Annotated in this window: 26 protein-coding genes; 4 read left to right on the forward strand and 22 right to left on the reverse strand. The window is 42.5% G+C overall.

Annotation, left to right across the window (positions count from 1 at the left end; translation table 11 throughout):
• Positions 1–48: 48 nt before the first annotated feature.
• The 14 genes from CUU64_RS21925 to CUU64_RS09315 all read right to left on the reverse strand — a co-directional run bounded on the left by CUU64_RS21925 (position 49) and on the right by CUU64_RS09315 (position 12563).
• Entirely contained in the window at positions 49–195 is a 147-nt protein-coding gene (locus CUU64_RS21925) for a hypothetical protein (protein ID WP_180954522.1), read from the reverse strand.
• Entirely contained in the window at positions 195–353 is a 159-nt protein-coding gene (locus CUU64_RS21930; RefSeq protein ID WP_180954546.1) for a hypothetical protein, read from the reverse strand. Before CUU64_RS21930 ends, CUU64_RS21925 begins: the two co-directional genes overlap by 1 nt.
• A 176-nt stretch (positions 354–529) precedes the next feature.
• On the reverse strand, positions 530–1510 hold the full coding sequence (locus CUU64_RS09260; RefSeq protein ID WP_101633284.1) for a quinone oxidoreductase family protein: 981 nt from the start codon (positions 1508–1510) through the stop codon (positions 530–532).
• 10 nt (positions 1511–1520) lie between these two features.
• Positions 1521–2300: an enoyl-CoA hydratase/isomerase family protein gene (locus CUU64_RS09265; RefSeq protein ID WP_101633285.1), complete on the reverse strand. Its 780-nt coding sequence runs from the start codon at positions 2298–2300 to the stop codon at positions 1521–1523.
• Between the two features lie 15 nt (positions 2301–2315).
• The gene (locus CUU64_RS09270) at positions 2316–3095 is read right to left on the reverse strand and encodes an SDR family NAD(P)-dependent oxidoreductase (protein WP_101633478.1); all 780 of its coding nucleotides are present in this window, start codon (positions 3093–3095) and stop codon (positions 2316–2318) included.
• A 114-nt stretch (positions 3096–3209) separates the two neighbouring features.
• Positions 3210–3956 (reverse strand): 2-phosphosulfolactate phosphatase, encoded by a 747-nt coding sequence (locus CUU64_RS09275; protein WP_101633286.1) that lies wholly within the window; start codon positions 3954–3956, stop codon positions 3210–3212.
• A gap of 1 nt (position 3957) precedes the next feature.
• The gene (locus tag CUU64_RS09280) at positions 3958–5031 is read right to left on the reverse strand and encodes a phosphotransferase family protein (protein WP_180954523.1); all 1074 of its coding nucleotides are present in this window, start codon (positions 5029–5031) and stop codon (positions 3958–3960) included.
• Between the two features lie 37 nt (positions 5032–5068).
• Positions 5069–5470 (reverse strand): acyl-CoA thioesterase, encoded by a 402-nt coding sequence (locus CUU64_RS09285; RefSeq protein ID WP_101633480.1) that lies wholly within the window; start codon positions 5468–5470, stop codon positions 5069–5071.
• A gap of 39 nt (positions 5471–5509) precedes the next feature.
• Positions 5510–6394 (reverse strand): 3-hydroxyacyl-CoA dehydrogenase family protein, encoded by an 885-nt coding sequence (locus tag CUU64_RS09290; RefSeq protein WP_101633288.1) that lies wholly within the window; start codon positions 6392–6394, stop codon positions 5510–5512.
• Between the two features lie 229 nt (positions 6395–6623).
• A complete protein-coding gene (locus tag CUU64_RS09295) occupies positions 6624–7190 on the reverse strand; it encodes a TetR/AcrR family transcriptional regulator (protein WP_101633291.1) in 567 nt (188 codons plus the stop codon).
• Between the two features lie 145 nt (positions 7191–7335).
• Positions 7336–8946, reverse strand: a complete 1611-nt coding sequence (locus tag CUU64_RS09300) for a long-chain-fatty-acid--CoA ligase (protein ID WP_101633293.1) — start codon at positions 8944–8946, stop codon at positions 7336–7338.
• A 95-nt stretch (positions 8947–9041) separates the two neighbouring features.
• Positions 9042–9812 (reverse strand): SDR family oxidoreductase, encoded by a 771-nt coding sequence (locus tag CUU64_RS09305; RefSeq protein ID WP_101633481.1) that lies wholly within the window; start codon positions 9810–9812, stop codon positions 9042–9044.
• A 32-nt stretch (positions 9813–9844) separates the two neighbouring features.
• Positions 9845–11056 (reverse strand): acyl-CoA dehydrogenase, encoded by a 1212-nt coding sequence (locus CUU64_RS09310; RefSeq protein ID WP_101633297.1) that lies wholly within the window; start codon positions 11054–11056, stop codon positions 9845–9847.
• A gap of 151 nt (positions 11057–11207) precedes the next feature.
• Positions 11208–12563 (reverse strand): TrkH family potassium uptake protein, encoded by a 1356-nt coding sequence (locus tag CUU64_RS09315; protein ID WP_101633298.1) that lies wholly within the window; start codon positions 12561–12563, stop codon positions 11208–11210.
• A 542-nt stretch (positions 12564–13105) separates the two neighbouring features.
• Here CUU64_RS09315 and CUU64_RS09320 point away from each other — a divergent pair.
• On the forward strand, positions 13106–13303 hold the full coding sequence (locus CUU64_RS09320; protein ID WP_101633299.1) for an alpha/beta-type small acid-soluble spore protein: 198 nt from the start codon (positions 13106–13108) through the stop codon (positions 13301–13303).
• A gap of 136 nt (positions 13304–13439) precedes the next feature.
• Here CUU64_RS09320 and CUU64_RS09325 read toward each other — a convergent pair whose 3' ends face one another.
• The 3 genes from CUU64_RS09325 to CUU64_RS09335 form a co-directional block, all read right to left on the reverse strand.
• A complete protein-coding gene (locus tag CUU64_RS09325; protein WP_101633300.1) occupies positions 13440–14603 on the reverse strand; it encodes an anti-sigma factor domain-containing protein in 1164 nt (387 codons plus the stop codon).
• Positions 14600–15340, reverse strand: a complete 741-nt coding sequence (gene sigI / locus CUU64_RS09330) for an RNA polymerase sigma factor SigI (protein ID WP_101633301.1) — start codon at positions 15338–15340, stop codon at positions 14600–14602. The genes CUU64_RS09325 and sigI overlap by 4 nt, the downstream gene beginning before the upstream one ends.
• 256 nt (positions 15341–15596) lie before the next feature.
• Complete coding sequence (locus CUU64_RS09335; protein WP_101633302.1) at positions 15597–16361, reverse strand: TerC family protein; 765 nt, start codon at positions 16359–16361, stop codon at positions 15597–15599.
• Between the two features lie 265 nt (positions 16362–16626).
• Between CUU64_RS09335 and CUU64_RS09340 the strand changes: the two genes are divergently transcribed.
• Positions 16627–17808 carry an FtsW/RodA/SpoVE family cell cycle protein gene (locus tag CUU64_RS09340; protein WP_257985468.1) on the forward strand — a complete coding sequence of 394 codons (1182 nt, stop codon included), beginning with the start codon at positions 16627–16629 and terminating at the stop codon, positions 17806–17808.
• Positions 17809–17893: 85 nt separating this feature from the next.
• Here the strand turns inward: CUU64_RS09340 and CUU64_RS09345 are convergent, their stop codons facing one another.
• From CUU64_RS09345 to CUU64_RS09355, 4 genes are all read right to left on the reverse strand, one after another.
• The gene (locus CUU64_RS09345) at positions 17894–18898 is read right to left on the reverse strand and encodes an EAL domain-containing protein (protein WP_257985469.1); all 1005 of its coding nucleotides are present in this window, start codon (positions 18896–18898) and stop codon (positions 17894–17896) included.
• Positions 18899–19113: 215 nt separating this feature from the next.
• Complete coding sequence (locus CUU64_RS09350; protein WP_101633306.1) at positions 19114–20685, reverse strand: peptide chain release factor 3; 1572 nt, start codon at positions 20683–20685, stop codon at positions 19114–19116.
• Positions 20686–20974: 289 nt separating this feature from the next.
• Positions 20975–21100, reverse strand: coding sequence for a hypothetical protein (locus CUU64_RS22530; RefSeq protein ID WP_257985470.1), 126 nt, complete (start codon positions 21098–21100; stop codon positions 20975–20977).
• Positions 21101–21185: 85 nt separating this feature from the next.
• Positions 21186–21653, reverse strand: coding sequence for a hypothetical protein (locus tag CUU64_RS09355; RefSeq protein WP_101633308.1), 468 nt, complete (start codon positions 21651–21653; stop codon positions 21186–21188).
• Between the two features lie 426 nt (positions 21654–22079).
• On the opposite strand from CUU64_RS09355, the gene CUU64_RS09360 reads away from it, so the two are divergent.
• Positions 22080–22283, forward strand: coding sequence for a cold-shock protein (locus CUU64_RS09360; protein WP_101633312.1), 204 nt, complete (start codon positions 22080–22082; stop codon positions 22281–22283).
• Positions 22284–22443: 160 nt separating this feature from the next.
• Positions 22444–22863 carry an organic hydroperoxide resistance protein gene (locus CUU64_RS09365; protein WP_101633314.1) on the forward strand — a complete coding sequence of 140 codons (420 nt, stop codon included), beginning with the start codon at positions 22444–22446 and terminating at the stop codon, positions 22861–22863.
• A 280-nt stretch (positions 22864–23143) separates the two neighbouring features.
• Here CUU64_RS09365 and CUU64_RS09370 read toward each other — a convergent pair whose 3' ends face one another.
• Positions 23144–23302 carry a YvrJ family protein gene (locus CUU64_RS09370; RefSeq protein WP_101633317.1) on the reverse strand — a complete coding sequence of 53 codons (159 nt, stop codon included), beginning with the start codon at positions 23300–23302 and terminating at the stop codon, positions 23144–23146.
• Positions 23303–23365 lie beyond the last annotated feature (63 nt).

Consider the following 23365-nt stretch of genomic DNA (forward strand, 5'->3'; position numbering starts at 1 on the left):
GAAAACCTTGAAATGGCCATGAGCAACGCTCACGGCCATTTTTTTCGTTTATTTTTTGCGTTTGCCTTTCTTGCTGGCAGCAAGGACATCGTAAATCTTCGTTGCGTTCATATCGCCGGTAAATTCTGTTCCAAACTCTTCACGAAGATTTGAAACAGGGTTTTCTTCACGTACTTGTTTTTCTTTTTCTTTCATTACGCCCTACCCTTTCTACCCTGCTTTGAATTACGATTAAAACCCTTCATTGGATTTTCATCAACTGCAAATTCATTGGTAAAATCCTGCTCTGATTGATTTTGATACGGGGTATGGCTTGTTTTATATACACCATCTACATTTGCTTTTCTTTTCAATTTAATCACCTTCCCCAAGCACGGTTATCCAAAATGAAGGCTTAATTCTAGAGAAGCCTTCTGATTAGAGTGGGGTATAAACCCGCTGATTTATTCCCGGCACAGTTACGAAAAAAGTGGAAAAATGTGTCATAATAGAAAACGAAAGAGCCGATAAAACCGACTCTTCCTCAGCATTATTTTTTTACTTCCAAAATCAGTTTTCCTTGTGTCTGGCGCCCTTGCAATAAACGATGGACGTTGGCTGCTTCTTCCAAAGGATAAACTCCTCCGATTGTCAGCTTCAGCTGCCCTTCGGCAACGTAAGAGAATAACTCCTTAATGCTTGGAACCAACAGCTCCGGTTTTTTCATGATTTGCGGCAGGAAAAATCCGATCACAGACTGGTTTCTCCGCATCAGCAGGGATGGGTTAAACTCCACCTGTTGACCACTCGCATTTCCGAAAATGACAAGCCTGCCAAATGCAGCGAGGCATTTCAACGTTTTGTAAAACACATCCCCACCCGCCATTTCAAGGGCAACATCTGCTCCCTTTCCGGCAGTCGCTTCAAGGACTTCCTTTTCCCATCCATCCTTTGTGTAATTGATGAGGATATCTGCTCCCATCTCCCTGGCAAGCTCCAGCTTCTCTTGCGTACTTGCGGTTGCTATCACCTTTCCAGCACCGAAAAGCTTGGCAAGCTGCACGGCAATCGTGCCGACACCTCCTGCTGCGGCATGGACTAAAACCGTTTCACCCGGTTCAAGCCTGCCCATCGTTTTAAGCACATGATACGCACTCAAACCTTGAAGCGGCAATGCTGCTGCCTGATGGAAATCGACATTATCAGGGAGCGGGATGACAGAAAATTCATCCGCTAAAGCGTACTCCGAATATCCACCCGACTCAACCAAACTGACAATTCTCGTCCCTGGCTGTATCCTTGTGACCTTCTCCCCTACTTCAGTTACAACACCTGCAATTTCCGCCCCCGGAATGAATGGCAGCGGAGTCGGAATCACGTACTGGCCCTGCCGGCGCGCTGTATCTGCATAGTTTACCCCTACGGCATGCACCTCAACTAATACTTCATGTCCTTTTGGCACCGGCTTATCCACTTCAATATTATGTAATACTTCTGGGCCGCCGTACTCTTTTAACTGTATTGCTTTCATTGGTTTGTCCTCACTTTCCTTTAAACACTGGTTTTCTTTTTTCTTTAAATGCTGCGATTCCTTCTTGATGGTCGCTTGTTGTCACCATCATTGTTTGAGTAATCCGTTCCTGCTCCAGGATTTCTTCAAGGCTTGAGGTGAAGGAATGATTAACCAGCTTTTTGATCATGCCATAAGCCTTTGTGGGACCTTGCGCCAGCCTTGAAGCCAATGAAAGTACCTCTTGCTGTAAACTTTCAAGAGGAGCCAAATGATTAATAACACCAAGCTCATACAGGCGTTTAGCCGAAACAGGTTCCGCGCTAAAGAAGAACTGTTTGGCCAGATGGGGACCAATTAATCTTGGAACAAAATAGGAACCGCCGCCATCCGATATTAAACCTACCTGGGAAAAGCTGAGTGCGAACTTACTGTCCTCCGCCGCGATGATCAAATCACAGGCAAGGGCCAGATTAAAGCCAGCACCAGCCGCAAAACCATGGACGGCTGCAATGATCGGGACTTCCGTTTCCTTCATGGCCAATATCAGCTGGTTTAGGCGGCCGATATGGTCATATACTTGTGTCGCGGATGACTGGCCCATTGTTTTGACATCACCGCCGGCAGAAAATGACCTGCCTGCACCCGATAACACGATCACGCGGATATCCGGGTTTGATTCGGCTTCTTTTATCGCCTCCTGAAGCCCTAAAATCATATCAGGGCTAAAAGCATTCAAGCTATCAGGACGGTTTAATGTAAGGTTCATGATCGCTCCTTCGACTGCAACCAATAAATCTTCTTTTCCCATTTGAATTCCTCCTTATTATTTAATCAGCCAGCCGCCGTCAACAAGCAAGTCGCTCCCAGTCATATAAGAAGCTTCGTTTGATGCGGCGAAAGCTATCACATTTGCAATCTCTTCAGCCCTTCCAACCCTGCTTAACGCAGTATTCCTTTCGATTGCTTTTTGAAATTTTTCATTTTGTAGGCCTGCTTCTGTCAATGGAGTTTCTACAAACCCTGGAGAAACCGAATTGACTCGAATATGGTGGGGTGCGAGCTCAAGTGCCAGCGATTTAGTGAAATTAATGACCCCTGCTTTAGCCGAGCTGTAGTGCGGGATATGCGCACCAGCCTGGTGCCCTGAAAGGGAAGCCACATTGACGATGGCCCTACCTGCGGGATGATTTTCTTCCTTGGCGGCGCACTCGGTCATTAATTTTCCAAGGTACTTTGAGACAAGGAAAACGCTCTTTAAATTTGCATTTTGGACAGCATCCCAATCCTCTTCCGTCGTTTCCAGCACCCTGGAATGCCTGGAACCACCAGCATTGTTAATGACAATATGCAAATCGCCAAACTGCTGGCGAATATAGTCCGCAAGCTCTTTTACGTCTTGTTCAACCGTCACATCGGCAGGAAATATTTCTGCGACAGGATTTTTTTTCACAGAATTAATTTCATGGGCAGCATTTTCTAGTTTTGACCTTGTCCTCCCCGTTAAAATAACCCTGGCCCCTTCGTTGGCTAACCTCAGTGCAGTTGCTTTCCCTATTCCTGTTCCTGCACCGGTAATGAGCGCTATTGATTGAGAAAATCTCATCATTTTTCCACTCCCAGTAAGTGTATTGGTTTTGCAGAAATTGGCTGTGTAACAATAATTTTGGATGGCTATCCATCAAACTGCTGCTTACAATTTAAGTTTTAATTGGAGGTTTTAGCTCTTTACAGAAGCCCCCAAGGTAATTTTTCCTTGTTTTAATTTTGGTGCAAGCCCGATGATGCCCTTTTTTGCCGCAAAGCCAAGCTCCTGATTAAAATCATGTTTATTGAACATTCTCCCAACATGAGAGGACTTCAAGATGGAATATGCCTCATCCTTTTTACCTTCGTATAAAGAATGGGCTGCCCGGGCTGCATCCGTCAGTTCAATTTCCCCGTCTTGTTCCTTGATTAGGCAATCGATAAAATGGCCTGCCCCATAGAAGTCCTCGAGACTCATTTCTCCTGAATTACCGGAACAAACTACCATAATCGTCTCATCCTCCCAATCCTTGGCGACCTCTTTCGCTACAAAAGGATTATTCAATAACGAAGCAATGTACACTTCCTTCGCGCCCGTCGACTTCCTTAGGGCTACCGTCCCATTTGTAGTAGATAACACCAACACTTTCCCTGCTACGGATTTTCGCAGAATGGAAGGACTAGGATAAACGAAGCCTTCTACCGGCTTCGCCGAGAGCTCCCCTGCCAGAATCCAATCGGCTGCTCCATTCTTTTTGTGCAGGTGTAAAGCCTCATCACAATCTAAAACAGGAATTACCTCCAGTGCACCATCATGTAAGGCAGAAACAATTGTCGTTGTTGCCAGCAGGACATCCAGTACGACAGCAATCTTATCGCCCTCAGCCATTTTTTGTTCGTTAATTTCTTCTTTTCTGGTTAAAAGGTGTATTTTCTTCATATCATGTTTCCTTGCTGGCTATGTTTGCGGCATGGATGATTAGACTTCTTATGGCGCGGTCAAACCGTGAAAACCGGGGATCACTCGTTTGCCCCTTTTTATAACGGTAATAGATTTGCTGTAAAATGACCGCCAGCTTGAAATAGGCAAATGTCATATAAAAGTCCATATTGGACAGATCCCTGCCGCTTTTTTTCGCATAAGCCTCAATGAATTGTTTTCTTGTCATAAACCCTTCGTGTACAGTAATCGCGGGCTTACTAAGTCCTGATTTTAAAAGTTCAGGATCATCCTTTTCGGTCCAATACCCCATCGCAACACCTAGATCAGCCAGCGGGTCGCCAACAGTGGTCATTTCCCAATCGAAAAGTCCTACCATATCAGTAAGTCCTTCATTTATCATCGCGTTATTAAGCTTATAATCGTAGTGGATGATTGTTGCCTCACCATCAGAAGGGACATGGTCTGCCAGCCATTTAAGCAGCGGTTCGACTTCAGGTATATTATCCGTTTTGGCACGAAGATATCTCGAGATCCAGCCATTCACCTGGCGTTCCATAAATCCTTGAGGCTTGCTGATTTCCGCCAGGCGGGTTTCCTTGTACGGGATAGCATGCAGCTGGACAAGCCTGTCGACCATAATTTCCGAAAGCTTCCAACAGTTTTCCTTCGTTGGTTTGACTTCTTGCGGAAATTCAGTATCGAACACAATGCCATGCTTCCTTTCCATTATGAAAAAGGGGCTGCCGACGATTGTCTCGTCCTCCGAAAACAGGATGGGCTTCGGGGCGGGCGAAAAATGCGTATGAAGTTCTGAAATAATGAGGTGCTCCCTCTTCATATCATGGGCTTTTGGAGCAACCGGCCCAAGCGGCGGCCTCCTCAACACCGCTTCCCAATCACCAATCTTTAATTGATAAGTAAGGTTTGAATGGCCTGCGGAAAATTGTAAAACCTCAAGCTGTGCCTCGGTCAGCCCTTCAATATTTCTTTTTAAAAATGATTCCAGCACTGAATAATCCAATTCCTCGCCTTTTCGTACAGGAATGGTATCTTCCCCGATTTTGTAAGGCATGCTTATTCCCCCTTTTATCGTTGAAATATTCAGAATTTCAAATTTGCACGGAATAATTGGTTAACCCTTCGCGAAGCAAATCGGGAATTGCCTTGCTTTTTTGTTCCTTGAAATCAAAAAAGACCATCACTGCATTCCCTTTCGCAATCAGTTCGCCAGTCTGGGAACAAACCACGTCATGATTGATCTCAAAGCTTTTGGTGCCAACCCGCGTGACCGTCGTTCTGATGGTTAAGACTTGGTTGAAATAGCCCTGATTGACAAAATCACATTTGATAGAGGCCAAAATAAAATTCCAGTCGTCGGCATCCATCTTATATCCAAGCGATTCAAAGAACTTGATCCGCGCTTCTTCCAAGTAAATGAAATAACTTGTATTATTGATATGGCCCAAAGCATCTGTTTCGCAAAAGCGAGCTGTTACTTCCGTTTCATGTATCACGCCTTCTATTCCCCCAATCTTTTATACGAGAGGAGATCAATGCTCTACTCCTTCTTTTGTGTATTGGTACCAGCCTTGGCCTGTTTTTCTGCCAAGATGGCCCTGCTTTACTTTTTCTTCTAAACTGGCAGTTGGTTTATCCTCAGGCTTTCCAGTTTCCTGATATCGCTGCTGCATGACGAAATACCCTATATCAATACCTGAGAGATCCATAAGTTCAAATGGGCCAAGGGGATGGCCGAGAGCCTTTCGGCAGATCATATCAATATCTTTAAAATCGGCGAATCCGTTTTCATATAGGTAAAGTGCCTCTTTTTTCAGAGCCCCCAATATCCGATTTGCAATGAATCCGGAAATCTCCTTTTTTAACAGGACTGCTGTCCTGTTCATCCTTTTGCAAACTTCCATCGCCGCTCGTGCGGTGTCTTCCGATGCCTCCTCGCTCATAACCACCTCTACACAATCCATGACAAGTGGCGGAAAGAAAAAGTGCATATTGATCACCTTGTTGGGACGGTTGGTTGCATCAGCAAGCAAGCTGCTTACAATTGTGGAACTATTTGTTGCAAAAATTGTATGGGCAGGTGCATACTTTTCCAGTCTTGAAAATACATCTCTTTTTACATCAAGCTTCTCTGTTACTGCCTCTATAATCAAATCTGTGTCAGTTGCCGCCGCTTCTAGACTCGTAGTATATGTAAGGCGCCGGAGTGCCGTACTTTTTGCATGTTCTGTTAATTTTTCTTTTACCACCCATTTGTCCATAATGGAATGCAGCTTTTCCTCGGCACTTCTCAATGCAGCCTCTTGCACGTCCTGCAAAATTGTTTCATATCCTCCTAAGGCGGCAAGCATTGCGATCTGGTGACCCATTTGACCAGCACCTATAACAGATATACGTCTTATTTCACTAATTGACATGTATTGCCCTCCTCCCGCGCTCACTGACTGGTTAGTATGTAAAGAAGTAAGAAAATGGCTAGAAAGATGGATAAGCGCAGGTCAGCCTGAAGGAGCAGACTAACCATCCCCACAACCTGGGAACCGTCAACGTCATCCATCGTATAGCCAAAAAGCTACACGTTGCTTTGTGCGATGTTACACTCACGGAGCGCCATTATCATGTAGAAGTCCACCTTCCCTGCCACCATTACCTACTTTCTATTCCTTGCAAAATCATTTCTACGAAAATATCGGTTACCTCTTTGTCTGTCATCTTTCCAGCGGGGTTAAACCATTGATAGCTCCAGTTTGCCGAACCAAGGATTCCAAACGCTATAATCGGGGCATTAAGGTTCGAACGGAATTCCCCTTTTTCAATCCCTTCTTCAAGGAGGGCCTGAATGTTAAAGCGGAATTTATCACGCTTAGGTATGATTTGGGAAAGGCGCTCCTCACTTAAATTCTGCATTTCCCGAAAAAACACCTTTGCACTCGGACCCTGGCTTTTAACTCTGCTGATTAGCATAAAGACAATATCATAAAGCTTTTCCTTGGAGTTTTTTGTTTCGTCCTTTAAGATCTTCTCCTGATGGTTGAGCAAATCGTCAATATAGCGAAAATGGATTTCCATCAGCAATTCTTCCTTGCTGGAAAAATAGTAGTAGAACGTGCCTTTGGTTACGCCGATGGAATCCACGATATCCTGAATTGAAGTTTCACTGAATCCTTTTTTCTCAAATAATCGAATGCTGTGCTCTGTTATTTTTTCCTTCACCCATGTATCCTCGCAATCTGTTGAAAAGTTTCAGTGAAATTATACCATAACTACTTTCTTTTCCGATTAACAAGGCTCCCCTTTTTGTTTATATCTGTATGGACTTCACCGGCTAACCATCAGCTCGAGATTTGAGTATTTTTCTCTACTTAGCAGCAGCTTCTTCCCGTAATGCACGGCGAAGTATTTTCCCGACATTTGTTTTAGGCAGCGCCTCACGGAATTCTACAATGGTGGGCACTTTATAAGCAGACATATTCGCTTTGCAGTGCGCAATCATTTCTTCTGAAGTCGCCGTTTTGCCTGATTTCAGCACAATGATAGCTTTGACAGTCTCTCCTCTGTATGGATCAGGGACGCCGATTACCACTGCCTCCTGGACTGAAGGATGTTCATAAATCACCTCTTCGACATCTCGTGGATAAACGTTATAACCGCTGGCAATGATCATATCCTTTTTCCTGTCAACTATATATACATAGCCTTCTTCATCGATTTTTGCAATATCGCCAGTGTATAGCCAGCCGTCCCTTAAGGTATTTGCCGTTTCTTCCGGCATGTTCCAATAGCCCTTCATCACCTGAGGACCCTTGATTATCAATTCACCCAATTCCCCAATCGGAACTTCCTCCGTGCCTGTTGCCAAATCAACCACCTTGTACTTGGTGCTCGGAAATCCAATCCCTACACTGCCGGGCTTCCTCTCAGCAAATGGCGGATTGCAATGGGTTGTTGGAGATGCTTCTGATAGACCATAGCCCTCCAAAATCTGTGAGCCGGTTTTACTTTCGAATTCCCGCATAAGCTCAAGGGGCATTGGGGCACTTCCGCTATTACATGAACGAATGGAATCAATCCCATACTCTTCAGCCTTAGGATGGTTCGTAATCGCTACATACATGGTTGGGACACCCGGGAATGTAGTCGGCTGCTCATTTTTAATTGTATTTAAAACTTCTTCGACCTCGAATCGAGGAAGTATAATGGAGTCTGATGCTGTATATATTGCATAATTCATGGCTGATGTCATTCCAAACACATGGAAGAAAGGAATAATTGTCAAAAACCGTTCCTTCCCAATCTCCACTTCATGCTTGAAAAATTCATAGGTCTGAATGACATTTGCAAGTATATTTTTATGGGTGAGCATTGCTCCTTTGGAACGGCCTGTTGTTCCTCCTGTGTATTGGAGTACGGCCACGTCGTGTTCCGGTTGTATTTCCACAGGGGTAACCTGCCCATTTCCTTCCTTTAAAAAAGCATCAAATGTCCGATCAGGCGAAAAGTCTTGCTCTGAAGGCTGAAGGCTTACAACGATAATGTTTTTCAGATGAGCTGACTGCTGCGCCTCTCTTACCTTTGGGTAAAGTGCATCCAATACGATGATCGTCTGCGCACCGGAATCACTTAGTATATATTCAATTTCCCGCGGCGCTGACATAGGATTTACCTGCGTAACAATGCCACCGCAGGTCAAAATGCCATTATAAGCAATGACATATTGCGGGCAGTTCGGCAGCATAATTGCTACTCTGTCTCCCTTTTGGATTCCATTGATTTGCAAGGAGGATGCAAATAGATTTACAGCAAATGCTAATTCCTGGTAGTTAATCTTCTTGGTGTAGAAGGTAATCGCATTATTTTGCGGATATTTTTTAGCAGTTTCCTGGAGGACTTGCGGAATCGTAATTTCAGGAATATCAATTTCCTTTGCAATCGACTCGGGATATACGGACAGCCATGGGTTTTCTTTCATAAATAAACCTCCAACAATATGATAAATAATGACACATTTATGCTATTCACTGCTGTCTGTCAGATTGCCTTACTCAATTGGTTTGTTCATCCTGGTCAAGCGTGTGTGCCGCCATCAACAATTAACACATCGCCAGTTATATAGTTAGCTGCGTTGGATGCCAAGAACACGGCCGCACCCTTTAAATCATCATCTGTCCCAAAACGCCTTAAAGGTGTTGTTTCAAGGATCGGGTCCTTCCCTTTTTCGATTAGCACCTTTGACATCTTCGTCGGGAAAAAGCCAGGAGCAATCGCATTTACGTTTATGTTATAGGGACCCCATTTTACCGCAAGGTCTTTCGTAAATGTAATAACAGCACCTTTGCTCGTGTTATAGCCAATCGTATTCATTACCCTTGGATCCGTTCCTCCAAGACCCGCAACAGAAGCGATGTTAATGATCTTGCCGCCTCCTTGCTCAATCATAATCCTCCCGGCTGCCTGACTCATCAAAAAGGTTCCTGTTACGTTCACATTAATCACCTTTTGCCAAGCTTCCAGAGGCATTTCTTCCACAGGTGCTCCCCAGGTTGCACCGCTGTTATTAACTAATATATCAATGGAACCAAATTCCTTTTTCGTTTCATCGACAACCGCCTGCACATCTTCTGGATTAGAAATATCACATTTTAAGGCGAGCGCTTTGACGCCTATTTGCCGGATCCGTTCCGCAACTTCCTCACATGCTTCTTTTTTACGTGAGCATAACACCACATTGGCCCCTGCTTCTGCGAATCCTATGGCGATCTGTTCGCCAAGCCCTCGTCCGCCCCCTGTAACAATAGCCGTTTTTCCGGTTAAATCAAATAACTCCATAACTTTCATTGCCTTCACTGCCTTTCTCTTATATCTTCGTCCTATGATTGGTGTTTACGTAGTTCAAGTTTTGCAATCTGGGCTTTATGCACTTCGTCCGGACCATCGGCCAGCCTTAATGTACGGGAATTTGCCCACATGGCAGCAAGTGGTGTATCACCTGAAACCCCAGCTCCTCCAAAACCTTGTATTGCACGGTCGAGGACTCGAAGTGCCATGGATGGGGCAACCACTTTAATCATAGCAATTTCCGCTTTCGCTTCTTTATTACCGACTGTATCCATCATATAAGCAGCTTTCAACGTCAACAGACGGGCTTGCTCTATTTCAATCCGGGATTCAGCAACCCATTCCATAATGACTCCCTGCTTGGAGAGTGGCTTTCCGAAAGCAACCCTATTTTGAATGCGTTTACATAATTCATCAAGCGCCCGCTCTGCCGCACCGATTAACCTCATACAATGATGGATCCTCCCAGGTCCGAGACGCCCCTGTGCAATAGCGAACCCTTTTCCTTCTCCCCAGAGCATATTTTCAGCAGGCACCCTTACGTTTTCATATGTAATCTCTGCATGTCCATGAGGGGCATGGTCATATCCGAAAACCGGGAGCATCCGTTCGATTTTTACACCTGGAGTGTCAAGGGGTACCAAAATCATCGATTGTTGTTCATGACGGCTTGCTTCGGGGGCAGTTTTTCCCATGACGATGGCGATTTTGCAGCGAGGATCCCCTGCCCCTGAAGACCACCATTTACGGCCGTTAATCACATAATGGTCGCCGTCCCTTTCAATCCTTGCTTCTATATTGGTAGCGTCTGAAGAAGCGACATCCGGCTCGGTCATTGAAAAACAGGAACGGATTTCACCTGCCAACAGCGGTTTTAGCCATTCGTCCTTCTGTTTTTCAGTGCCATAACGCTCCAAGACTTCCATGTTGCCCGTATCCGGGGCGTTGCAATTGAATACCTCAGGCGCGATTAGTGAACGGCCCATAATTTCACAAAGCGGGGCGTACTCAAGGTTTGTTAATCCAGCTCCATTTTCGCTCTCTGGCAAAAACAGATTCCACAGGCCCTCTTCCTTTGCTTTTGCAGTAAGTTCTTCCATGATAGGCGGTATAGCACTCCATCTATCGCTTTGAGCTTTAAGCTGCTGTTCATACACCGCTTCATTTGGATAAACATGCTCCTCCATGAAACGTGTTAATCTTTGCTGAAGTTCTTTTACCTTTTCAGTGTAGGAAAAATTCATGAACTGATCCCCCTTTATTAAACTAACCGGTTAGTATGTATCACTTTTAAGTATACGTTCTTTTGTAAAATATTCAACTATTAAACTAAAAATTTTAAATATTCAAATACAATTCACAAAAAAGGGCGGCCAATTTTGGCCTACCCACTTTTTAACCAATGATAATTCTTTCTTTTGGATAATGGTAATTGTCCGTTTTTTCTTTCCGCCCGATGATAAAAAGAAAAGAAACAATTCCAACACGGCCAATGAACATCAAGATCATGGCAATAATTTTCCCCGTGATGCTTAACTCTGGGGTAATGCCAAATGAAAGTCCCACTGTACCGAAAGCCGAGCATACCTCAAATATAATTTTTATAAGGGGAAAATCCTCAGTTATCGTCATGATGATGATTGAAATAAAACATAGTACGATACCCATCAGCATGACTGCCGTGGCTTTATAGATATCTTCCTCGCAAATTTCCCGGTCAAATACTTTGATGGACCGGCTGCCTTTTGCGAAATTCCATAAAAATAAAATCATGATTGCAAACGTAGTCGTTCTTATGCCGCCACCCGTGGAGCTTGGGGATGCCCCAATGAACATCATAAAGCTCATCAACAATTGGGTTGGCTCAGAAAAGTCATTGATATCCATCGTGGAAAGCCCAGCGCTTCTTGTATTGGAAGACATGAATAAAGAATAAAAGAATGCTTCATGCCATTCTTTCCCTGCCATAAACCCATTAATTTCCAATAAATAAATAAATAAGGTCCCTCCAAATACAAAGCCGAAAAACGTGACCGAGGTTATCTTTGTAAAAAGTGAAAAGCGAAACTTATACACCCTGGCCCTGTTTGAAAGAAATTCCTTTGTTTCGATCAAGACCGGAAACCCGATTGCACCGAGAATTAGGAGAAGAATCGTGACCGTCTGGATAAAATAATCGTCTTTATAAGGAATGAGCGATTGCCCGGTGATATCAAAGCCGGCATTTGTCGTAGCGCTCACCGCAAGGAACAACCCATGAAGCACGGCATCATTAAAATTAGCAAAATATCTAAGAAAATAAATCCCTAGCACAATCGCACCGATTAGTTCGATGATGACAATAATCTTGATTAACTGAATCAGAAGATTAACCAAACCTGATAGCTGCGTTTGATTTTGGTCTGTCATAATCAATTGCCGTTCCTTAAGACCAATCTTTTTTCCAAGGATGACCCATAGAAAGGTTCCAAGTGTCATCACGCCTATGCCTCCGAACTGAAGAACAAACATAAGAATAAAAATGCCTGGTGTTGTGAAAGTATCAACAATATTTATGACTGACAAGCCTGTTACACTTACCGCACTGACAGCTGTAAATAAAGCATCAATGAACGTCCATCTTACTCCCGGCTTTATTGCGATGGGAAGGCTTAACATCAAAGTTGAGACGCTAACCGCAATAAAATAATACCCTATCATGATTTGTACAGGGCTCAGTTTCTGAAGCCCCTTTTTAAATGAAGTCCACATAAAATTATTCCTTTCATTATATTCGCCGAGTGTGTCCATTTTTATTATGTATGAAAACCAAAAGGTTTTACACAAGCTATAAACGTGTTTAATTTGAATTTCACTTGTAGAACATTATTTTCGCGTTGATATATCCTGAATGTTTCTGATACTTCCCTATGTTTCCTGAAACCTGGGATTTTTCTATATACCCAAAATTTCAATGGTAAATTCCCAGGGTTCCTTGCGGATTTTCTTCTCAGATCAAGGGTAGCCGTTTTAACCAGATACCTGCTGATATTTCACATAGTATTTTTCTGAGAATACTTTTTACAAACTAAATGTCTTTGTCAGATTTAACATTCAATATCCATTATACACACAGTGTCAAAAAAGCAGGTAATGTCTGTTTTTTCTGCTTTCTTCATAACTGGCATCTTGAACCTTGTGAAATTACAGGAAGTTTTCCCATCATTATTTTTAGTAAAACATGCAGCAGAATCCATACTAGTAAATACAGGGGGCTTGTATCCTCTGTAATATGTGTTAGGGGGAGAATTACTATGGCAACGAGAGGCAGCAGAAGGCAACTTTTAGTACCAGGCGCTGAACAGGCATTGGAACAATTCAAATACGAAGTTGCACAGGAATTCGGCATTAAGCTTGGTGCTGAGCAGTACTCCCGGGCAAACGGTTCTGTTGGCGGTGAAATCGTAAAGCGACTCATTGCACAAGCTCAGTCTGAATTAAAAGGCCAATAACTGGTTTAAAAATTTCATACCATATGGATGATCCGCTTCGATGAAAAGCATTCAGATGCTTTATTAATTGGCAAATATAAAAGGCTGTCATCACTTTTGTTGTGATGACAGCCTTTCTTCCACTGAAAATGACATGTTACTCCTTGTGCAATTGGGGCTTGTTAGGATGCTGAACCTTTTTATTGTTCTTCTCAGCCTCATTGCCTTTTGTGCGATTTCCCGGTTGTTGTATCTTGTTTTTATTTTTTTCCGTGGCCTGCCCCTTTTTTAATTGATTTTTTTCGGGGATATGGATGTTTTTCCGTTCGGTCTGCTGTATTTTTTTATTTTCCGGCATTCTTTTCACCGTATTCTCGCGAGATGGCGGAGTGGGCTTTTTTATAGTGGCCGTATTAGGTCTGTTCGGTTTAGGATGGTCAGGTACTTTGGCTGGTGGAGCATGGTTCCTATGAACAGTGGTTTTCTCTTCTTCTTGCTTCAATTGATTTGGAACCATTCTGGATTTTACCGGTTCCTTCACAGGGTTTGCAGGTGTTAATGTTTTTTCCGTTCCCGCCCCCTTATTTGGCATTAATACCTTATCTTGCTCCTTTTTCCCGTCTTCCTCAGAATTAGAAGATTTATTTTTTGGTTGAAACATTTCAAGCTTCTTTTCCATGTACTTTCCGGTTGATAGGCCTTGTTTCTTCGCATTTTCCCGATCGGTTTCGGTCCCATCAATAATTTTAATATTTCTCCGGGGGACAAAGTCAGCCGTATTGGCAAGACCGGTGACCCTGTTTTTCAGCTCTTTTTCGAGCTTTTCATCCTCGTCGATTAATGTCGTCGACAGGACTAATTCCTGTTGTTTTTTGAAATATCCAAGCTTGTTTATTGTGCTGACAATTTGGCCCGTCACTTCGCTCAAGCTTTTGTCCCGTACAGCAATTTGGTGAACTACTTCTTCCCCTTCCTTATTCAAGCCTTTCACGTCTACTATTTCCAAATCATCATTTAAGGCCAATTCGATGCTGGGATTTACGTCTATCGTCATATATGCTGAGACTTTTTCCTGAAATGCTCCTGGCAGAATGGAGCATGTAAGGACGATTGCCGCCACCGAAACAAGAACCGATGTCTTTTTTATAGAAAGATGAAATAACGATGAAATTCTTCTTCTTTTCGGGTAAATGGGTGTAAATGAAATCTCTCCACCTATTTCATATGTCGCTTTCCCGCGCCGGGCCTTATGAAACTCACCTTCAGGGGTTAAGACGGTGACAAACTCCTGATCGATTTCTAAAATGATACCTTTTTTCATCGTTCAATCCCCTTTATATACTCATGCAAATAGAAAAAATCACCATTTAAAATGAGTGCAACAGCAATGATGTATTTTCGATTTCTTTCTATAGTTTTCCTGCTGACCTTCACTTTTGCTTCAAGCTGCTTTATAGGCAAACGTTTTTTAGCTAACAGCTTTTCCTGCAATTCTGGGTCGTTCACAAGCAATTTTGCTATGGAAATCGCACTCTCTCTCGCATCTGCATGCTTAGGTGAATTCTGGGCTAGATCGGCGAATGTCACATCAAACTCCGACAAACGTTTCTGGTAACGCAATATCTCTTCCCTGCGTTTTTCTGCTTCCTTCAGCTTTACATATTCCTGCATGGATTTTTCTGCTTCCAGATAATCCTGTGCTGAACTTTCCTCATTATCCAAACCAAGGTCAACGATGAGATCCTGCTTTCTGGACTGGCTTCTTAAATAGTCGATTACCCTTCGTTTAACCAAGGTTTCAGCAAACGCCAATAACGAGCTGCCCTTTGTGGGGCAATATTTATCTATGGCTTCATTAAAAGCAATAAGGCCTATGCTGAACTCATCGTCTGATTCATTTATAAAGCGTCTGCACACTGATGATACTGTTTTAGCAATAAACGGTTTGAAAGAGCTTATTAATTCATTGCGGAGAGGACCGTCCCCATTTTGGATTTTCATCACAGTCTCTTCTAACGATCCTTTTTTCTTAAATGGTGTAAATATCAGATTTAGCATAAGCTCCCCCCGTTTCTATGGCATATTCTAGGCATAGAAAGTACCAATTCTATTCTTATAAAGGTGAGCCTATAAAGACAGGTGCAAAAGACCTATTTTCTAGTACTTCTATCATGTTTCCTTGCAACTTGTTTGTAACTGATCCTTAAAGGACTATAAACAACAATACGAACCAAGGAGACATTTTGTGGGGGTAAAGGAATTTATTATCTATGTTATGCAAACAGCAAGGCCTGCCGTATGGCAAGCCCTGCTGTTATACTTCTTGTGTGTTCTTCTCTTTTTTTCCGGACAAAAAAAAGCCACCAACCGCAATCCCAATCAGGACAGTCCAGAAAATCGTTTTCCATCTAGTGCTTTCTGGGAAATGGGGATCCAGGACACCAACTTCAGGATGGGCGAGGGTGAAAATAGCGAGTTTTACGCCAACCCAACCAACAATTAGAAAAGCAGCCGTTTCAAGAGTTGGACGCTGATGAAGCAGCCTGACAAATGCTGTAGCAGCAAAGCGCATTATGGTTAATCCGATTATGCCTCCAAGGAACATAACCGTAAACTGCCCGGCATCAATACCGCCAATTTCGGACCATCCTGTTTCCGGAAGGGTTACCGCTAACGCAACCGCAGCCAGCATTGAATCAATGGCGAATGCGATATCGGCAAGTTCAACTTTTAATACAGTCACCCAAAAACCTGTTCCGCCATTCGTTTTTACTTCATTTTCATTTTCTCGTCCGACAAACCGTCGGTATATATGCTGGAATGCTATATATAAGAGGTAAATGGAACCTATTGCCTGCACCTGCCATACATCGGCGAGGAAGGAAATCATAAAGAGGCTCAGGAACCTGAATACAAAAGCTGCTAGAATCCCATAGAACAACGCTTTCCTTTGTTGTTCCTGAGGTAGATGCTTAACCATGACGGCCATGACCACCGCGTTATCAGCGGACAGGATTCCCTCCAGTCCTATAAGGACAAGTAAAACCCATCCATATTCCAGTAACATTGTTGTATCCATGTCATCGACCTCCATTTCTTAATATTCCTTTTCATAACTGTAATTAACGATTTTAAGGCAAAAAAAAAAGCGTCTACAAACTAAGGCCAAGCATCTTATATTTTGCAAAATATTTCCTATATATTCATTTGTGTTTTAAGTTCAAGATATTTTTAATATAAAGAAGCAAGAAAGAAAAACTTTTATTATGATTAAAGAAGTTTTTCCGTTACTATATAAGAAAGCAGTTAGAAGGCTTTTATCAACACAAGAGGTGAATGCACAATTGAAAAGAATAGTTAAAGCCTATGATTACCCGATTTTCATAGCTGTTGTGCTGCTCTCCCTATTTGGATTAGTCATGGTTTACAGTTCAAGCATGATTACAGCAGTAGCCCGTTACGAATATTCGATGGATCATTTCTTCCAAAACCAAAAAAATGCGCTCATTCTGTCCTTTATCATCATGATGTTTTTCATGATTTTGCCGTATAAACTTTATAAACATAAAACATTCTTAATGGTCATGATGGGGGGCATTGCCTTTCTTCTCCTGATTGTTACCATCGTTGGTCATACGGCCGGAAATGCGACCAGCTGGTTTAAGTTAGGGGCACGCGGGGTTCAGCCTGCGGAATTTTCCAAGCTCGCAATCATCATTTATTTGTCAGCGATTTACGGAAAACGGCAAGACAGGATAAATGATATCGACAAAGCGGTCATCCCTCCCATCGTCTTTTTGGCCGGCATCTGCTTTTTAATCATCCTTCAGCCTGACTATGGGAGTGCAGCGATTATCCTCATGATTGCATGTGCCATTATCCTTTGTTCAGGAATGAATCTAAAAAGCATTGGGAAATTACTTACGATCTTTTTATTGGTAGCCGGAATCTTCATTCTTGGTGTTGTCGTCACAGGATATACCTCGGATGTGTTTTCGAAAGAAAGAATTTCCAGGTTCACAGGGGTATCCAATCCATTCGACAAGGGTGATGAAGGCTTTCAGCTCGCCAATGCCTTGCTTGCCATCGGTTCTGGGGGCATAACCGGGGTCGGGCTCGGCGACAGCGTACAAAAATATGGATATCTGCCCGAATCCCACACGGATTTCATCATGGCAATCGTTGCCGAAGAGCTAGGCATTTTTGGAGTGTTGTTTGTGTTAGGAACCCTTGGGTTTATTGTATTAAGAGGCCTTATACTTTCGGCTAAATGCAAGGATCCTTTTGGGAGCCTGCTTTTAATCGGCATTTCATCCATGATGGGTATCCAGGTAGTGATCAATGTGGGCGGTGTCACGGGTCTTCTGCCAATAACGGGAATAACAATGCCTTTTATTAGCTATGGCGGTTCATCACTGCTATTGCTTATGGTATCGATCGGCATAATGGAAAATGTAATCATGAGAATGAATGTAATGGAACAAAAAGAAATCGTACAGACAAGCTCGGGTAATAAAAGCATGTAAAAAAGCAGGAGAAATCCTGCTTTTTTATTTCCAATATATAAAAGTAGCCGTTATGTGTTATATGGAATGTATCAGTTAACCGCTTCTAGTTAAAACCAGGTTCAGCTTCCGGCCTTCCGATTAAATAGCCTTGGGCCAAATCGATGCCGATATCCTTGCAAAACTGCAGTTCTTCTACTCTTTCAACCCCTTCTGCCAGTGTTCTGATGTTCAATTCCCTGGCTACATGCACAACATTTTTCAAAAACTCCTGTTTTCCTGTATCGCTGTCACAGAACATAATATTTGAACGGTCAATTTTTACATAATCGGGCTGGAGTTGTACCAGAACATCAAGTGTAGAATATCCTGCTCCGAAATCATCCAGAGCCACTGCCATACCCTGGTTCTGATAGGTACGGAATATTTTTTTCAAGTGGTCAATGTCATCTATTTTTTCCGTTTCTACAACCTCAAAAACGAGGTCTTCCGGATTTATGCCATATCTCTCTACAATATGGAACGTGTGCCGTAAACAGTAATCCGGATTATATATTGTGGAAGGCAGGAAATTAATAAAGCTTTTAATCCCGTTATTGATCTTTCCAACACGGCCTTTTATCGCAGTTTCCCTGGCTTTTTGATCTAAAAGGCTTTGCATGCCGGTTTCCTGGGCAACCTTAAACAGCTGGCCGGGAGAAATCCTACCGAGTGGGTCTCTCAGTAATGATTCATATGCAAATAGACTCTTATCCCTAAGTAACACTATTGGTTGGAAAAAACCGATAAATTCTGTTGATTGAATGATTTTTACGGTTTCATGGTTGCCAACCCTCGAGGCAACTTCCCTTAATGGATAGGTTATAATCGGATCTTCCAGCTTTTTTAGCAAAGTGCTTTCGAACGTATCTGCCTCGGGAACAAGGCTTAGTCTTCCGAGTTTGTCGGATAGGTCTGCACTGGAATGGTAAGCAATAAAAATTCCTTTATCATTTTCCATGCGGCTTGGAATAGCTTCCAGTATATCCATACTTTGTTTTCCTTCCAGATAGATAAAACCCTCTTCATGCAATGAAAAATTTATCCCGCACATTTTACAACTTGTTTCCATTTTTATTCTCCCTTAAAATAATTTTCCAGCTAAATAAATGTAACATGAAACTTTAGGTCCGTCATGGGTGAAGGCTCTTAATTTTTAATCACCTCATATGGCCAAATAATCAAAAAAATCATTTCAGATAAACAAAAGAAGACCCCCTCCATTCAAGGAAGGGGCCTTGTGATTTTTGCTTTATCTGACCACATTTGTTTATTTTTTATCTAAGATCAATCCATAGGGTTATAAAGCTTAACATCGGGATTTTTGTCGTTGAACCAGCGCAGGGCAAATTCGTTTTCGAATAGGAACGCATATTTATCGTATCGGTCTTTGACTAGTATGCTTCGTGAACTGTGAAGGTTTTCGTCCACCTTCTCGTCTTCAACCCAACGTGTAATCTTGCTTCCCATCCGTTCCATGATGACCTCAACATTGTATTCATTCCGCATACGGTGTTCAAATACCTCAAATTGCAGCTGCCCTACAGCACCAAGCAGGTATTCTTCCATTCGCACAGTCTTGAAGAGCTGGATGGCACCTTCCTGGACGAGCTGGTGGATTCCCTTATGGAAATGCTTTTGCTTCATCACGTTCTTTGCAGTGACCCGAACAAACAATTCCGGAGTAAATTGAGGCAGCCGCTCAAACTGATACATTTCCTTACTTGTCGTGATTGTGTCTCCAATTTGATAATTTCCCGTATCGTACAGCCCGATAATATCCCCGCTGACCGCTTCATTTACAGTGGCACGGTCATCTGCAAGAAATTGTGTGGATGAAGATAGATTGATCGGTTTTCCAGTCCTGCTGAGGAAAACGCTCATTCCCCGTTCGAACTTACCGGAGCAAATGCGCAGGAAGGCAATACGGTCACGATGCTTCGGGTTCATGTTTGCCTGGATTTTAAAAATGAAGCCCGAGAAGTCTCCGCCAACAGGGTTTATTTCTCCGTTTGTAGCTTTCCGCGGCTGCGGAGCAGGTGCAAATTTCAAATAAGCATCCAGGAATGTCTGCACACCGAAGGTTGTCAAAGCACTACCAAAGAAGACCGGACTCAATTCACCTTTTGCAATTTTTCCTTCAGAAAATTGATTGCCTGCCTCTGACAACAGCATGATTTCCTCAAGTGTTTGCTCATATAGGGGAGAATCCTTTAATTCATGTGGGACCGCCAGTTCTCCGGCTTCATCAAGCGGCAGGAAACGGTCCTCTCCCTCAGTTTTAAATTGTTCAATCCGATTGTTGAAGCGGTCATAGATTCCAACAAAATCCTTACCCATCCCGATGGGCCAGTTCATTGGATACGATTCAATGCCAAGAACCTCTTCTAACTCCGCAAGTAATTCTAGAGGCGTTTTCCCTTGGCGGTCCAATTTATTAATAAAAGTAAAAATCGGGATGCCTCTCATTCGGCATACCTTGAATAATTTAATCGTCTGGTCCTCGATTCCCTTTGCAGAGTCGATAATCATCACTGCACTGTCAACGGCCATTAATGTGCGGTACGTATCTTCACTGAAATCCTGGTGGCCGGGAGTATCAAGTATGTTGACCCTAAAGCCGTCATAATCAAATTGCATAACGGAAGAAGTTACGGAAATGCCGCGCTGCTTTTCGATTTCCATCCAGTCACTGGTCGCGTATTTGCCAGTTTTCCTAGCCTTTACAGTTCCGGCATCACGGATTGCCCCTCCAAATAGTAATAGCTTCTCAGTTAATGTCGTTTTCCCGGCATCCGGGTGAGAGATGATCGCAAAGGTCCTTCTAGACCCAACTTCATCTTGTAGTTTGTTAGCCATGAAATAAAACCTTCCTTTATTTAAGATCGCTCAATTCGATTTATTTAATGAATCTGGATCGGTACTCGCAATATTTTTTTACATTAGCAATTTCTACCTTTCCTTATTGTTCTATTACAGTACATCCTAAATTCCAGATGGAGCTTTATTTATATAAAATGCAAAGAGTTGCTTTTTCGCACATAAAGAAATATATCATACAGGCTTGCTGATGACTATAAGCCGGCATGATTTTCTCAAGCCTCGTCACCATTTCCTCAAAAATAAAAGGCGCTCCGGTGAGCGCCTTTTATTTTACCATATTCATCTTCTGGATGTTTTTCATCCGTTTTTTGTTTTTCATATACTTTCTGGCTTCATTGATGACCAACGGTACAGCAGCAACAAGAAGTCTCTTCAACATATTTTTCATCACTTTGCATCATTCCTTTCTTGTTACTCTTTACCCAATTAATCGGGATGGAAACTATTAAGGAATGATCCGGATTGCAAGCCAGTGCTTATTTTTCAACTTTCCCTTTAAACTGCTCAAGTTTGGCCTTTGTTTGTTCACTGAAATTCTTGACCTTGGCTAGGTCCGGCGTTGTCTTTTTCATTTCTGCAATCAGAGGATACAAACTCTTTTCAATACTTATGTAATCTTCTGGAAACCTTTTCTCAACTGTTTTTTCAATCGTATCCCATTCTTCTTCCAATCGGCTTCCGAATTCATTTACAGTTTTTGTTTGAGCGCTACGTTCCATCATTTGCTCAGTTTCCTTAATGGTCAACAACACCTTCTGTACTCCGTCAAGGATGCCCGTACTTTGTCCATCGTTATCTCCTTCTGGTGTATGTGATGGTTTCATTGTTTCGATATCTTCAGATGCGTTACCCCGCTCTGCTTGGTCATTGTGGTTAGGTCCAAATGAACAGCCTCCCAACAGAAGGATACCGAAAAGGATGGAAGGGAAAATAATATTTTTCATTGGGAAAACCTCCTTTATTCGCAAGTCTATCCGTAGGCCGGTATTCATAAACCTCCGCACTATTTTTCCCTTTTTTAAAAAATTAGGTTTAAATTGGGTCGAGAACGGGAAAAAGAAATATAGTCATTTTTTGCTTTATGTTAATCCATGCAAAAACAATAAATATCTTGTCTACTTCCTTTGTTCCGTTGGCAAAAAAAGCTGGTGCAGACCCTAATTTTCTTGTGAAATTAAAATTGATAGTTTATAATTTAAGCTAGCAGGATTTCCTAATTTACCCTTTTAATTCACATATTATCAAGGATCAAAGGGATCCTCGTGAATATAAACCCTGGGTACTTGATAATGTGTGAATTATTATTTCCAGGTTGGGAAATATGTAATTGACATATTAATTTTTGTTTTTATATTAGGAGGATTCATTGAATGACAGTAACAGGCAGAGTTAAATGGTTCAACGGTGAAAAAGGTTTTGGATTTATCGAAGTTCCAGGAGGAAATGATGTTTTCGTACATTTCTCCGCTATTCAGGGAGAAGGATTCAAATCTCTTGATGAAGGCCAAGAAGTTGAATTCGAAATTGAAGAAGGCGACCGCGGACCTCAAGCTAAAAACGTTGTGAAGTTATAATAATAATTATTCGAAGGATGCTGCTTCTTTTGCAGCATCCTTTTTATTTATTGTCAGAAGAAATGCACCAGACATTGTAACGTGACTCGCCTTTTTACTAGTTTACCGGCTCCATATTCGGGAATTACAATAATGTATAAATGAGAAGGAGTTGTTTTATATGAAACCTTTATATACAACTGCCGTAAAAGCTACCGGCGGAAGGGAAGGCCATGTACAGTCAGAAGATGGCATTATCAATTTTGACGTACGGATGCCAAAAGAGCTCGGTGGCTCTGGAGAAAAGGCGACGAATCCGGAACAGCTTTTTGCTGCAGGATATGCAGCCTGTTATGATAGCGCCTTACAGTTAGTAATCCGCAGAGAAAAGGTCAAGGCAGATAACACCGAGGTCACGGCAAATGTGACAATTGGCAAGGATGAAGCGGATGGCGGCTTCAAACTTGCTGTCAGGCTTGATGTATCGATTCCTGAGATAAGCAAAGAAGAAGCAGAGCGGCTGGCCAGGGAAGCCCACAAGGTCTGTCCATATTCTAAAGCGACACGCGATAATATCGATGTTACCATTATCATTGTTTAACGTAATAAAAAAAGGCTAAACCTCCAATAGGAGGTTTGGTCTTTTACTTTGAGTTCATTCACCAATATTCTTAACCGCAAGCAGCTTTTTGCAATCATCATCCTGCAATGACGTATATCCATCAATCCTTTCCTCTGAACCTGGTACCGTGAATATACCCTCTCGTCATCAACATGGCTTCAAAAGGGAACGCTAGACCCTTCGCCGTCTGTCAAAAATTAAAAAGCAATATGAATCAAAGCGGATTCATATTGCCTCTACTCGAAAAAGACTACAGTATTCACCCATATTTATTCTGGAGTTCATCCCTTAAGCGGTTTGGTAGGTTGACCAGCGTTTCATTGAGCACATCCAGCTTTGCTTCGATTCTATGAAGCAAATATAGAGTGACAACAATGGGAAACCCAACATCACCGATAAAGGGCAGAAGTTGATCCATTTTTATTCACCTGCCTGCGGACAAATTGATTGGCGTTCCGGACAAATTAATTGGCATTCCGGA

The organism is Bacillus sp. V5-8f (genome assembly GCF_002863565.1).
Lineage (GTDB): Bacteria > Bacillota > Bacilli > Bacillales > DSM-1321 > Peribacillus.